Consider the following 12,984-nt stretch of genomic DNA (forward strand, 5'->3'; position numbering starts at 1 on the left):
CTTCCCCGGCGAGCGTCTCGTGATCCCCGCCGGCCCCCTCAAGGTCCGCTCCAACGACACGGACTACCGCTTCAGGGCGCACTCCTCCTTCATCCACCTCACCGGGCTGGAGAACGACTCCGAACCGGACGCGCTGCTGGTGTGCGAACCCCGTGAGGACGCCGGCCCCGGTGACCCCGGGCACGAGGCCGTCCTGTGGTTCCGCCCGCGGGCGGGCGCGGACACGGAGGAGTTCTTCTCCGACGCCCGCTACGGCGAGTACTGGGTGGGCGCGCGCGACGACCTCGACTCGATGCGGGTGCGCACCGGCATCGCCACCGCGGACTCCTCCACCGCGATGGACGCCGTCACGAAGGACCTCGGCTCGGTCTCCGTCCGGGTGGTGCGGGGCGCGGACCAGGGCGTCGAGGCGCAGATCGACGCCGCCCGCATGCAGGTCTCGGCTGACCTCGAGGCGGCGCACGCCGGGGACGACGAGCTGCAGCAGTTCCTCTCCGAGCTCCGGCTGCTCAAGGACGCGCACGAGGTCGAGCAGCTCCGGCACGCCGTCGCGATCACGCGCCGGGGCTTCGACCGCGCCGTCGCCGCGCTCCCGGCCGCTCCGGAGCACGCGCGCGGCGAGCGCCTCGTCGAGACGAGCTTCGAGTCCGCCGCCCGCCTCGACGGCTACGGGGTGGGATACGACACCATCGCGGCCGCGGGCGACCACGCCTGCACCCTCCACTGGATCCGCAACGACGGCCGGGTGCGCGCCGGCGACCTCCTGCTGCTCGACGCGGGCGCGGAGGCGGACTCGCTCTACACGGCGGACATCACCCGCACCCTGCCGGTGTCCGGGACGTTCACCGAGACGCAGGCCCGGGTCTACGACGCCGTGCTCGAGGCCGCGGACGCCGCCTTCGCCGTCGCCGGCGAGCACGCCCGCCGCACCGTCCGCTTCGCGGACGTGCACACCGCCGCGATGGAGGTCATCGCCGCACGCCTGCACGACTTCGGCATCCTGCCGGTGAGCGTCGAGGAGGCGCTCGCGGAGAGCGGGCAGCAGCATCGCCGGTGGATGGTCCACGGCACGAGCCACCACCTGGGCCTCGACGTCCACGACTGCGCGCAGGCGCGCCGGGAGATGTACCTCGAGGCGGAGCTGGAGCCGGGCATGGTGTTCACGATCGAGCCCGGCCTGTACTTCAAGCAGGCGGACCTCCTGGTGCCCGAGGAGTTCCGCGGGATCGGCGTGCGGATCGAGGACGACGTGCTCGTCACGGAGGACGGTGTGGAGAGCCTCTCCGCCGGCTTCCCGCGCACCCGTGCGGAGGTCGAGGCCTGGGTGCAGGAGCTGTCCGGACGGCCGCAGCGTGCCGACCGCCGTGACCGCACCGGCGGCGCCTCGGCATGACGCCGCCCACACTTCCGTTCCGCGAGGTCGCGGGCGCGCTGGTGCCCGGCGGCGACGTGCAGTCCGTTCCCGGTGTCCGGGTGGGCTCCGCCGAGCGCACGGCCGGCGGCTGGCTCACCGGCACCACTGCGATCGTGGCCCCGCCCGGTGCGGTGGCGGGCAGGGACGTGCGCGGCGGGGGCCCCGCCACGCATGAGACGGACGTGCTCGTCCCGGGCACCCACTCGTCGGCCGTGGACGCCCTCGTCCTCACCGGCGGCAGCGCCTGGGGACTCGCCGCGGCCGGCGGCGTGCAGCAGGGGCTGGCCGCGGACGGCCGGGGCTTCCCCGCACCCGGACTGCCCGGGGCGGTCGTGCCCATCGTCCCGGCCGCCGCGGTCTACGACCTGGGCCGCGGGGACGGGACGGTGCGCCACCCGGATGCGGAGCTGGGACTGGCGGCGCACCGTGCGGCGACCGCCGCGTCCGCTCCGCTGCGCCGCGGCAGCGTGGGTGCGGGCACGGGTGCCTTCATCGGCCGCGGTCTGCTGCGCGGCGGGCTGGGCTCCGTGTGCCTGCGCACCCCCACGGGCCGGCTGGTCGCGGCGATCGTCGCCGCGAACCCCATGGGCGACGTCCTCGAGCCCTCCGGCCGCCTCCACGCCGCCGGCGTTCTCTCCCGCATGGGCGCGGAGCTCCCCTCCGCGCCCGCCGACTGGGTGGAGCGCGCACTGGAGATCGACTCCGCCGCCCGCCGTGATCCCTCCCTCAGCGCCGCACTGCGGGAATCGGACGCCTCCGGTGACGCCACCCGCGGCAACACCACCATCGCGGTGATCGTCACGGATGCCCCGCTGGACTCCGCGCAGACCACCCGGCTCGCGCAGTCCGCCCAGGCGGGCCTGGCACGGGCGATCCACCCCTCGCACACCCTGGCTGACGGGGACACGGTCTTCGCGCTCTCCACCGGTGGGGCTGCGGCCGGCGGTGACGCGGCGGCCATCGGTGGGGCTGCGGCCGGCGGCATGTCGCGGCAGCCGTACGAGCCTTTGGACCCGCTCGACCTCCTCATGCTCAATTCTGCAGCGGCGGACGCCCTCTCCCTGGCGATCGTCGACGCCGCACTGAGCGCCGTGCCGCACCCGGCGGGTCCGCAGGATGCGAGTGAGGTCCTGCACGGAGACGGGTCCGCAGGCGGCGAGCCGGCGGTTCCCCGTGGGACAGCTGCTGCCCGGCTGCCGCGGCCCGCCGCGCTGCGGCAGATCGCCCCGGAGCTCGCCGAGGCCTGGTCCCGTCTGCGGGCGGACGGCACCGCCTCGGCGACCGGCTCGCCGTCCTGACCCAGTGCACCCGGAGCGGTCGTCCCCTCCGGCGTCGTGGTCGAGCTTGCCCAGGTCCTGACCCGGCGCACCCGGAGCAACCCCGCACCGTCTGCGCGCCGTCTGCGCAACGACGGGAGCGGAGCGCCGCTCCGGTCCGCGCGGATGAGCGCGGGAAGTAGCATGGGAGGCATGAGCGGCAGCACGGATCGGATCTTCATCGCCCGCCTCGCCGGCACCCGGGTCTTCGACCCCTTGGGCGACCAGGTGGGCAGAATCCGCGATGCCGTCATCGTGTACCGCTCCACCATGCGGCGCAGACCCAAGGTGATCGGCTTCGTCGTGGAGGTGCCCGGCCGCCGGCGCGTGTTCGTGCCCATCGGACGGGTGACGAGCATCGACGTGGGCGCCGTCATCACCACCGGACTGGTGAACATGCGACGCTTCGCCAAGCGGGCCACGGAGACCCTGGTCATGGCTGACCTGCTGGACCAGCGCCTGCGCATCCGCGAGGACGGCTCCCCCGTCGTCGTGGAGGACGTGGGGATCGAGCAGCAGCGCAACCGCGACTGGGAGGTCGCCCGGCTCTTCGTGCGCCGTGTGAGCGAGCAGCGGACGGCGTTCTCCGCGCTGCGGCGCCGCGGCGAGACGCTGCAGCTGGACTGGTCCGAGGTCGACCATCCCGTCGATGCGGCGGAGAGCCAGAGCGCCACACAGCTCATCGCCGCCTACCAGGAGACCAAGCCGGCGGACCTCGCCGACGTCCTCCGCGAGCTCGACCAGAAGCGCCGTCTCGAGGTCGTCCGCGAGCTCGACGACGAGCGGCTCGCGGACGTCCTCGAGGAGCTGCCGGAGGACGACGCGGTGGAGGTCCTCAACGCCGTGGGCCTGGAGCGCTCCGCGACGCTGCTGGAGACGATGCAGCCCGACGACGCGGCGGACATCCTGGGCGAGCTCTCCGACGAGCGCGCGGAGCAGCTCCTGCAGGCGATGGAGCCCGACGACGCCGAGGACGTCCGCACCCTCCTCGCCTACGACGAGGACACCGCCGGCGGCCTCATGACGACGGAGCCCATCATCCTCTCGCCGGAGACCTCCATCGCGGAGGCTCTGGCGCACGTGCGCCGGCAGGAGCTCCCGGCCGCGGTGGCAGCCGCGGTGTTCGTCTGCCGTCAGCCCCTGGAGACCCCCAGCGGGAAGTTCCTGGGGATCGTGCACATCCAGGAGATGCTCCGCCACCCTCCGCACGAATCGATCGGCACCCTCCTGGACACGGAGGTGGAGCCGCTGCCGCCCGAGGCACCCATCGGTGAGGTCGCCGCACTGCTCGCCGCGTACAATCTGGTGTCCGTGCCGATCACGGACGAGGGCGAGCACCTGGTGGGCGTGGTGACCGTCGACGACGTCCTCGACGCCCTCCTGCCTGAGGACTGGCGGGACAACCGCGAGACGAGCCGTACGGAGGTGAGCGCATGAGCAGCACGGGCCTGGAGACACCGCGCTCGGCACGCCGCCGGATGCCCCAGCTGGGGATGTCCTCGGAGACGTTCGGCCGGCTGGCCGAGGGCTTCGCGCGCTTCATGGGCACGCCCGCCTTCCTCGTCGGCATGACGGTCTTCTGCGCCGTCTGGCTGGGATGGAACACGTGGGCGCCGGAGTCCCTGCAGTTCGACCCCAAGGCACTGAACTACACCCTCCTCACCCTCATCCTCTCCCTGCAGGCCTCCTACGCCGCACCCCTCATTCTGCTCGCGGAGAACCGCAGCGCGGACCGTGACCGCGTCGAGTTCGAGAACGACCGCCAGCGAGCGGAGCGGAACCTCGCCGACACGGAGTACCTCACCCGGGAGATCGCCAGCCTCCGGATCGCGATGCGCGAGGTCGCCACCCGCGATTTCGTCCGCTCGGAGCTGCGCAGCGTGCTCGAGGAGATCGAGGAGGCGCGCTCACACCTGGACACCGCGCGGCAGCCCGCGCAGGACGTCCCGGCCCCGCCGGCCGGGCAGTGCACCTGCGGCTGCCACGCACCGCCCGCCTGAGCACCGCCACGGGCCGCGCACCTGCACACGACACCGGTTCCACACCCACGAGGAGAGCATCGAGCCGTATGGCCGACACCCCAGAGGCACAGTCCCCCAGCCGCGATCTGCCCAGTGCCGACTCCGACGCACGCCTCGTCGAGGCGCTGCGCGGGGTCATCGACCCGGAGCTCCGCCGCAGCATCGTGGAGGTGGGCATGGTCGAGTCCGCGCGGCTGGACGAGGCCGGCACGGCACACGTCACCGTGCTGCTCACCATCGCCGGCTGCCCCATGCAGGACACCATCAGCAGGGACGTGCGCGCCGCGCTCCTGGCCCTGGACGAGGTGGGAGAGGTCGAGCTGACCCTCGGCACCATGACCCAGGAGCAGCGCGGCGCCCTGCGGGACAGGCTCCGCTCCGGCGCCGGCAGGGTCAACCCGTTCGCGCAGCCGGACAGCCTCACCCGGGTCATCGCCGTCACCTCGGGCAAGGGCGGTGTGGGCAAGTCGTCGATGACGGCGAACCTCGCCGCCGCGCTCGCCGCCCGCGGACTGCGGGTGGGCGTCCTCGACGCGGACATCTACGGCTTCTCGATCCCCGGCATGCTGGGCGCGCGCTCCAAGCCGACCAAGCTCGAGGACATGATCCTGCCGGTGCCCGGCCACGGCGTGTCCGTCATGAGCATCGGGATGTTCGTGGACCCGGGCCAGGCGGTCGTGTGGCGCGGTCCCATGCTGCACCGCGCGCTCGAGCAGTTCCTCACGGACGTGTTCTGGGGCGAGCTGGACATCCTCCTGCTCGACCTGCCGCCGGGCACCGGCGACGTCGCGATCTCCACGGCGCAGCTGCTGCCGGGCTCGGAGCTGCTCATCGTCACCACGCCGCAGCAGGCCGCCGCGCAGGTCGCCGAGCGCGCGGGGGCGCTGGCCACCTCGACGGGCCAGCGCGTGGCCGGCGTGGTGGAGAACATGTCGTGGATGGAGATGCCGGACGGCTCCCGCAACGCGGTGTTCGGCGAAGGCGGCGGACGGACGGTGGCGGACAGCCTCGCCCGCAGGCTCGAGGCGGCGGACGAGGAGGCACGAGGCCCCGTGCACGTGCCGCTGCTGGGCCAGGTGCCGCTGGACCCGGCGGTGCGCGAGGGAGCTGACGCAGGCGTCCCGGCCGTCCTCACCCACCCGCAGTCTCCGGGGCCCGCGGCGATCGCGCAGGTGGCGGAGAAGCTGATGCGGCGCACGGAATCACTGGCAGGGAAGAGCCTGGGACTGCGGCCCAGCTGAGCCTGGGTCTGCGGACCGGAGTGCCCACCTTCCAAGCCGCTCGTGTGATCACTTTCCCCGGCCGTTTTTGCAAGGCCGGCCGGGGAAAGTGATCACACAAGCGGTTCACTGCCGGAGGCGAGGTGGGTGGCCGACGCCAGACTGAGCTGGAGGAGGCTGATCGAGCTGTGCTCAGGTGGCCTCGGGGTCGAACGGCGCGCTCGCCCCCGGGGTCCGGGCGGCCTGCTGGGCACGGTGACGCTGGAGCGGCGAGGTCTTCTCCGCCGCGGGGGCGGCCTGCTGCGAGTTCGCGCGTGCGGAGGCGGTGCCCGCACCGCGTCCGGCCTTCCGCTCCCGCTCCGCCTGGATGGCGGCGTCCTCCTCCGCGAGCGCCTCCCGGACGATGCGCCGGGGGTCGTACTGGCGGGGGTCGTACTGCCGCCAGTCGTAGTCGTCCAGGGCAGGACCGAAGTCCTTCTTCACCGTGTCCTTTGCGCCCTCCGCCATCCGGCGGAAGTCCTTGACGAGCTCGCGGAGCTTAGCCGCGTACTCGGGAAGGCGCTTGGGGCCGATCACCAGGAGGGCAACAACGACGAGGATGACCAACTCGAAACCATTGATGCCGAACATGCCCCCGATCCTACCAACGCGGAAGACGTCCCGTGCGCCACTCCGCGTCCGCTGAGGCGTCCTGCACCCGACGTGAGGCGTCTCCGTGCCGGCCGCGGCTCGCAGCAGCCCATGAGCACTGGGAGACTCGTGAGCGCGTCCGACATCTGCCCTCACACCCGCGCATCGACCGACAAGTGCTGGGAGACTCCTCCTATGGACGAACTCGCTCTGGAACGCACACTCCGTGCTGTGGAGTGCATTCCTGCCGGTCAGGTCGCCGCCTACGGCGATGTGGGCAGGGCGGCCGGCACCTCGGCGCGCTTCGCCGCACGCGTGCTCAGCCTCTACGGCTCCACGGTGACCTGGTGGCGCGTGCCCAATGCCCGCGGCGAGATGCCGCCGGCGCTCGCGGTGCGGGCTCTGCCCCATTGGCGGGAGGAGGGCACGCCCCTCGTGGGCACGGACGCGGGCACGGGTGCGGACCGCTCCCCGCCGCGGGTGGACATGCGCTCCGCCCGTGTGGACCTCCCGGCCTTCGCCGCCTCCGTCGAGGCCGCTCTGGCGGACCTCCCCGAGGAGGACCCGGACGCTCCGTGACCCCCTGCGACCGGGGTCACTTCTGAGTGCAGCCCCGCGAACGTGAGGGAGTTGCAACTAGACTGATCCGTCGTACGGGGAGTCGACGCAGCTGAGAGGAGGTCCCATGGCACGGGACTGGGCTGCGAGTGCGCGGATGGCCGACGACTACAACGGCTCCGCTCCGGTCGACGACGCCGCCCGTTCGATCGCACACGAGTTCCGCAGGCGAGCGCTGCCGCCCACCTCCTCCGCGACCCTCACGCTGCTGACCGAGCTGCTGCGCCCGGCCTCAGCGATCGAGGTGGGCACCGGCACCGGGACCGCCACCCTCGCCCTGCTCCGGGGCATGCCGCGGTCCGGAACGCTCACCTCGATCGACCCGGACGGCGACGCCCAGGAGGTGGCGCGGGAACTCATCGTCCACGCCGGGCTCGCGGGACACCGGGTGAGGATGATCACCGGCGAGCCCGCCGCCGTGCTCGGCCGTCTGGCCGAACGGTCCTACGACCTCGTGGTCGTCGACGCGGAGCCGGAGCTCACCGTGGAGCTCGTCCCCCATGCGCTGCGCCGGCTGGAGGACGGCGGCGTCCTCGTCGTCAGCCGCGCGCTGCAGGGCGGGGACGTGGCGGATCCCGCCGTCCGCACACCGCAGGCGAGGGCCCTGCGGCGGATGCTGCGCGAACTCGGCGAGCAGAGCGGTCTGCGCAGGCTGCTGCTCCCGGTGGACGAGGGACTGCTGGTGCTGAGGAAAGGCGAAGGCCCCTCCCGCGGCTGACTGGCAGCCGGCGGGGAAGGGGCCGTGGAGATGCAGGCGGAGCGCAGCTCAGGCGAGCGCCGCTGCGAGGGTGTCCTGCAGGTCCTTCGCCTCGTCCGGGCTGATCTCGATGACCAGACGTCCGCCGCCTTCCACAGGCAGGCGGAGCACCATGCCTCGGCCCTCCTTGGTCACTTCGAGAGGTCCATCGCCCGTGCGGGGCTTCTGAGCTGCCATGAGAGCAATCCCTTCGCGTCGTATCGCTTACACGACCGATTATCCACCATTTTGCGCCCGTTGGTGGGATGCGGGCGTCGAATGCTCCCCCGCCGTCCCGGCCGCAGCCCGCGGATCACGGCGGCAGATCGCCCGGCGGCGTGAAGTGCCAGAGCCAGCCCACCCAGAAGAGCTGCAGCACGGTGAAGGCGAGCAGCACCACGGCCCGGAGCGCCCAGGAGCGGACGTACGCCAGCGCGAGCGCGAACGGGAAGAGCGGCAGGAAGAGCCGCGCGGTGGAGGTCTGCGGCGTGAAGAAGAGCAGCAGGTAGACGCCGTAGCCCCAGCAGTGCTGCTGGAGGGTGCGGCCCATCGTCCGGCCCGCGGGCGAGACGAGGAGCAGGACCATCGCCACGACGAGGAGCACCACGACGGCGGGCCCCGCCGGGCCCATCCAGAGCGTGCCGGCGTCCAGCCACTGCACGAATATGCGCGTCTGACCGGTGTGCCACGCCGCCTCGGTGTCCGTGTACGCGGTGAACGAGCCCGTGCGCAGCCAGGCATGCGCCGGGTGCAGCAGAGCGGCGGCGCAGGAGAGGACGCCCAGGGCCCAGGAGGAGACCACCTCCCGGCGGGGATAGGGATCCTCCGCACGGCGCAGGAACCGGCTGACGAGGTGGATGAGCATGAAGAAGGAGAACGCCACGCCCACCGGCCGGGACAGGTCCATGAGGACCACGGGGAGGAGCGCGAGCCAGTACCGCCGCTGCACCACGCACAGCAGCGCGCACGCCTGCAGCAGCAGGGTGAGGGCCTCCGCATAGGCCGTGCCCAGGACCGGGGAGGCGGGGAAGAAGAGCACGAAGGCGAGCCCGGTGAGCGCGCGCCCGGGTGTGGTGACGTGCCGGAACAGCGCGAGGAGGACCACGGAGGCCGCGCCCGCGCACACCGTCGACAGCACCGGCGCGACGGTCTCGAAGTCCACTCCCGTGAGACCGCCCAGGACGCGCGTGAGCCACGGGAAGAGCGGGTAGAACGCCCAGGCGTTCTGGAACACCCGCCCCTCACCGTCCGTGGGCAGCTCCTCCGGGTATCCTTCCTGGGCCACGCGGGAGTACCAGCCGCCGTCCCAGAAGTTGAGGAAGTCGTTGAGCGTGGTGACCGCTCCGGAGCTCCAGGGGGCCTCCGGCTGGGTGCGCACCACGATGGCCATGATCGCCAGTGAGACGCAGCGGGAGACGAGGAAGACGCTGAGCGCCTGCAGCCAGAACGGCAGGGTGAGGAAGGAGCGGGCCGCCCGGTCCAGGGCGGAGCGGGAGAACAGCCGCGGCAGCAGCACGGGAGCGGCCTCCCGCGTGCGGACGTCCCGGGCGCGGGTCTCCGCGGAGGTGCGGGCGCCGCTCACGGGTGGGCGGGCCGGTCCGCGCCCGAGGCCTCCGCGGGTGCCTCTGCTGCGGCGCCGTGCGCGGGATCCGGCACCCGCCCGGTCCGGTGCGCGGCACCCGCGGCCTCCGCACGTTCGTACTCCGCCAGCCTCTCGCGCAGCGCGGCGAGCGCGGCGTCGACCTCCGCCGGCCGGTATCCCCACAGCACCGGGGTGAAGCGCAGTCCGGCGAGGTCCTCTGCGGTGGGGGCCTCAGGCAGGCGCTGTGCGGGCGGCAGATCGTCCTCCCGCGCGCCCATGCCGGAGTCGAAGGCACCGCGGGCGCCCGCGACGGCGATACAGAGGAGGAAGACGGCGGCGCACACGCCCACTACGATCCAGATCGGCATGCGCCCATGGTCTCACAGGCGCCTGAGCGACGGGCCGGAGTCGTCAGCGCAGTCCGTACGCGCCCGGCCGGGCCGCAGCCGGAGGCAGGAATGGAGGCCCGGAGGACGCGGGGGCGTCAGCGCAGTCCGCGCACGCTCCTGCGCGGTTCGCGGGTGCCCATGAGCGCGGTGACCATGTCGATGACCTGGACGGTCGCGGCGGTGTCGTGCGTGCGAATGACGGAGACGCCGTGCTCCACGGCGTAGGCGGTCGCCGCGAGCGTGGCCGGCAGGCGCTCCGCCGGGGTCGCGGCCCCCACCGCCTCACCGATGAAGTCCTTGCGCGAGATCGCGAGCAGCACCGGCATCCCCAGCCGTGCGAACTCCTCAATCCTGCGCAGCAGCAGGAGGGAGTGCCGGGTGTTCTTCCCGAAGTCCGGGGTGGGATCCACCAGCACCCTCGCGGCCGGCACCCCGGCCTCCCGTGCCCTCCGCGCAAGAGCGGCGACCCCGTCGAGCGCATCCGTGACCACGTCCCCGGGCAGCAGTCCGTAGCGGGAGCGGTGGGCATCCGTGCGCGGGGCCAGTCCGCCGGTGTGGGAGCAGACGATGCCGGCACCGGCCGCGGCTGCGACCTCGGGCAGCTCCGGGTCCGCACCCGCCCAGGTGTCGTTGAGGATCCGTGCCCCGGCCGCGAGCGCCGCCCGGGCCACGGGAGCACGGTAGGTGTCCGCGGAGATCACGAGGTCCGGCAGCTGCTCATGGACGGCGGCGATGACCGGACAGATCCGGTCGATCTCCTCCTGCGTGCTCACGTGCGGCCCACGGCCGGCGCGCACTCCGCCGATGTCCACGACGGCCGCACCCGCGGCATGGGCCGCGCCCGCCGCGCGCACCGCCGCCTCCGTGGAGTCCGCGGACTCGAAGAACGAGTCGACGGAACGGTTGACGACCGTCATCACCGCGGGCGCGCCGGGGCCGGCCACGAGCCCGCCCACGCGCAGCTCGCCGGCCTCGCCCGCGCGGTCACCGTCGCCCACACGCAGCTCCCCCGCTCCACTCACGGACGCACCGTCGCTCACGCTCCCTCCGGTCCGTCCGGCAGCGGGTCGAGGCAGGGCGCGAGTGCGGCGAGCGCCTCCTCCGCGGTGTCCACGACGGTGAAGAGACGCGTGTCCGCCTCGGAGATCGTGCCGTGCGCCAGCACCGTGTCGGTGAGCCAGTCCACGAGGCCGCCCCAGTAGTCGCGCCCCACGAGCACGATGGGGAACTGCGTGACCTTCCGCGTCTGCACGAGCGTGAGCGCCTCGAACAGCTCGTCGAGCGTGCCGAACCCGCCCGGCAGCACCACGAAGCCCTGTGAGTACTTGACGAACATCGTCTTCCGCACGAAGAAGTAGCGGAAGCTCATGCCCAGGTGCACCCAGTCGTTGAGGCCGGCCTCGAACGGGAGCTCGATGCCGAGGCCCACCGAGACGCCCTCCGCTCCGGCCGCTCCCCGGTTGCCCGCCTCCATGATCCCCGGGCCTCCCCCGGTGATGACGGCGCCGCCGGCCCTGGCGATCCCGGCGGCGATCTCCTCCGCGAGCGCGTACTCCGGCGTGCCCGCGCCCAGCCGGGCGGAGCCGAACAGCGCGACCGCCGGGCCGAGCTCCGCGAGCGCGCCGAAGCCCTCGATGAACTCCGCCTGGATCCGCATGACCCTCCACGGGTCCATGTGCACCCACGGCGCACCCGCCCGGTCGTCGTCCAGCAGGCGTTCGTCCGCGGTGGTGGGCGGCACGGCGGGACCGCGCAGATGCAGGGGTCCCGTCACCCGGCTCCGCCTGCTCACCGGGACCGCTCCGGCTCCAGGAAGGCGAGCAGACTGCGGCATGCGGCGGAGACCTCCGCGCACGCAACGTGCTCGTCCGCCTTGTGCGCGTACAGCGGGTTGCCCGGACCGAAGTTGACGGCCGGCACACCCAGCGCGGAGAAGCGCGCGACGTCCGTCCAGCCCAGCTTGGGCGCCGGCTCCGCCCCGATCGCCTCGACGAAGGCCTGGGCGATGGGCCGGTCGAGGCCGGGCCGGGCGCCCTCGGACAGATCCGTCACCTCCACCTCGTACCCGGCGAACAGCTCGCGGAGGTGGGCCTCGGCCTCGGCGCCGGACTTGGAGGGGGCGAAGCGGTAGTTCACGCTCACCACGCACTCGTCCGGGACGACGTTGCCGGCGACTCCCCCGCGGATGCCCACCGCGGAGAGGGACTCGCGGTAGTCGAGGCCGTCCACCGTCACCGTCTCCGCCTCGTGTGCGGCGAGGACGGCCAGCACGGGCGCGAGCGCGTGGATGGCGTTGACGCCCATGAAGGCGCGTGCGGAGTGTGCGCGCACGCCGGTGGTGCGCACGTCCACGCGCATGGTGCCGTTGCAGCCGCCCTGGATCCCCGCGTCGGAGGGCTCGCCGAGCACGGCGAGGTCGGCCTCGAGGAGATCCGGGCGGTTCGCGGCGACGCGCCCCAGCCCGTTGAGCGCGGCATCGACCTCCTCGTGGTCGTAGAAGACCCAGGTGACGTCCCTCACGGGTGCGCGGAGGGCCGCGGCGGTGACGAGCTGCATCGCCACGCCCGCCTTCATGTCGCACGCCCCGCGGGCCCAGACGACCTCCTCGCCGTCGAGCTCGCGGCGCGTGCTCGGGACGTTCCCCTCGATCGGGACGGTGTCGAGGTGGCCGGCCACCAGCACCCTCTCGGCACGGCCGAGCCGCGTGCGGGCGATGACGGCGTCGCCGTCGCGCACGATCTCCAGGTCCGGTCCCGGGCCGGCGGAGATCCTGCCCAGCAGCTCCTCGACGGCGTCGGCCAGGCGCGCCTCGTCCCCGGAGACCGAGGGAATGTCGCAGAGCCGCGCGGTGAGCTCAGCGGGGCGAGTGAGGGCGGCTTCGAGGAGGTCCGTGTCCGTGGGGGCGGCGCCGGCGGGGCCGGTGTCCGGGTGGGATGCGTCTGCGCTCATGGGCTCCACTGTAGTGGGGGCCGCGGGCCGGGGATCGGCCGGGAGCCGGATAGGCTGGGGGCATGACTTCACGCTTCGCCGCCGGCGTCGGCCTCGCCACGTCGCACTC

Annotated in this window: 14 protein-coding genes; 7 read left to right on the forward strand and 7 right to left on the reverse strand. The window is 73.3% G+C overall.

Annotated features, from left to right (window positions below):
- From Q0A33_RS01050 to Q0A33_RS01070, 5 genes are all read left to right on the forward strand, one after another.
- Nucleotides 1-1,393: aminopeptidase P family protein (locus Q0A33_RS01050; RefSeq protein WP_291791846.1), on the forward strand; the 1,393-nt coding region annotated here is incomplete at its 5' end.
- Nucleotides 1,390-2,712, forward strand: coding sequence for a P1 family peptidase (locus tag Q0A33_RS01055; protein WP_291791848.1), 1,323 nt, complete (start codon nucleotides 1,390-1,392; stop codon nucleotides 2,710-2,712). The genes Q0A33_RS01050 and Q0A33_RS01055, both read left to right, overlap by 4 nt.
- Before the next feature lie 171 nt (nucleotides 2,713-2,883).
- On the forward strand, nucleotides 2,884-4,167 hold the full coding sequence (locus Q0A33_RS01060) for a CBS domain-containing protein (protein WP_291791850.1): 1,284 nt from the start codon (nucleotides 2,884-2,886) through the stop codon (nucleotides 4,165-4,167).
- Nucleotides 4,164-4,730: a DUF1003 domain-containing protein gene (locus Q0A33_RS01065; protein WP_291791854.1), complete on the forward strand. Its 567-nt coding sequence runs from the start codon at nucleotides 4,164-4,166 to the stop codon at nucleotides 4,728-4,730. Before Q0A33_RS01060 ends, Q0A33_RS01065 begins: the two co-directional genes overlap by 4 nt.
- Before the next feature lie 68 nt (nucleotides 4,731-4,798).
- Nucleotides 4,799-5,992, forward strand: coding sequence for a P-loop NTPase (locus Q0A33_RS01070; protein WP_291791857.1), 1,194 nt, complete (start codon nucleotides 4,799-4,801; stop codon nucleotides 5,990-5,992).
- 171 nt (nucleotides 5,993-6,163) lie between these two features.
- Here the strand turns inward: Q0A33_RS01070 and Q0A33_RS01075 are convergent, their stop codons facing one another.
- Complete coding sequence (locus tag Q0A33_RS01075) at nucleotides 6,164-6,601, reverse strand: twin-arginine translocase TatA/TatE family subunit (RefSeq protein ID WP_291791860.1); 438 nt, start codon at nucleotides 6,599-6,601, stop codon at nucleotides 6,164-6,166.
- A 195-nt stretch (nucleotides 6,602-6,796) separates the two neighbouring features.
- Between Q0A33_RS01075 and Q0A33_RS01080 the strand changes: the two genes are divergently transcribed.
- Both Q0A33_RS01080 and Q0A33_RS01085 read left to right on the forward strand, forming a co-directional pair.
- Nucleotides 6,797-7,180: an MGMT family protein gene (locus Q0A33_RS01080; RefSeq protein WP_291791863.1), complete on the forward strand. Its 384-nt coding sequence runs from the start codon at nucleotides 6,797-6,799 to the stop codon at nucleotides 7,178-7,180.
- A 106-nt stretch (nucleotides 7,181-7,286) separates the two neighbouring features.
- Nucleotides 7,287-7,937 carry a class I SAM-dependent methyltransferase gene (locus Q0A33_RS01085; protein ID WP_291791866.1) on the forward strand — a complete coding sequence of 217 codons (651 nt, stop codon included), beginning with the start codon at nucleotides 7,287-7,289 and terminating at the stop codon, nucleotides 7,935-7,937.
- 48 nt (nucleotides 7,938-7,985) lie between these two features.
- Here the strand turns inward: Q0A33_RS01085 and Q0A33_RS01090 are convergent, their stop codons facing one another.
- The 6 genes from Q0A33_RS01090 to dapE all read right to left on the reverse strand — a co-directional run bounded on the left by Q0A33_RS01090 (nucleotide 7,986) and on the right by dapE (nucleotide 12,875).
- Nucleotides 7,986-8,153 (reverse strand): DUF3117 domain-containing protein, encoded by a 168-nt coding sequence (locus Q0A33_RS01090; RefSeq protein ID WP_291791869.1) that lies wholly within the window; start codon nucleotides 8,151-8,153, stop codon nucleotides 7,986-7,988.
- 115 nt (nucleotides 8,154-8,268) lie between these two features.
- The gene (locus Q0A33_RS01095) at nucleotides 8,269-9,537 is read right to left on the reverse strand and encodes a hypothetical protein (RefSeq protein ID WP_291791872.1); all 1,269 of its coding nucleotides are present in this window, start codon (nucleotides 9,535-9,537) and stop codon (nucleotides 8,269-8,271) included.
- Nucleotides 9,534-9,905, reverse strand: coding sequence for a DivIVA domain-containing protein (locus Q0A33_RS01100; RefSeq protein ID WP_291791875.1), 372 nt, complete (start codon nucleotides 9,903-9,905; stop codon nucleotides 9,534-9,536). The genes Q0A33_RS01095 and Q0A33_RS01100 overlap by 4 nt, the downstream gene beginning before the upstream one ends.
- A gap of 116 nt (nucleotides 9,906-10,021) precedes the next feature.
- Nucleotides 10,022-10,966 (reverse strand): dihydropteroate synthase, encoded by a 945-nt coding sequence (gene folP / locus Q0A33_RS01105; RefSeq protein WP_291791878.1) that lies wholly within the window; start codon nucleotides 10,964-10,966, stop codon nucleotides 10,022-10,024.
- Entirely contained in the window at nucleotides 10,963-11,718 is a 756-nt protein-coding gene (locus Q0A33_RS01110; protein WP_291791881.1) for a TIGR00730 family Rossman fold protein, read from the reverse strand. The genes folP and Q0A33_RS01110 overlap by 4 nt, the downstream gene beginning before the upstream one ends.
- Nucleotides 11,715-12,875, reverse strand: a complete 1,161-nt coding sequence (gene dapE, locus Q0A33_RS01115) for a succinyl-diaminopimelate desuccinylase (protein WP_291791883.1) — start codon at nucleotides 12,873-12,875, stop codon at nucleotides 11,715-11,717. The genes Q0A33_RS01110 and dapE overlap by 4 nt, the downstream gene beginning before the upstream one ends.
- Nucleotides 12,876-12,984: the final 109 nt, after the last annotated feature.

It is taken from the genome of Brevibacterium sp. (assembly GCF_022712115.1).
GTDB classification, from domain to species: Bacteria; Actinomycetota; Actinomycetes; order Actinomycetales; family Brevibacteriaceae; genus Brevibacterium; species Brevibacterium salitolerans.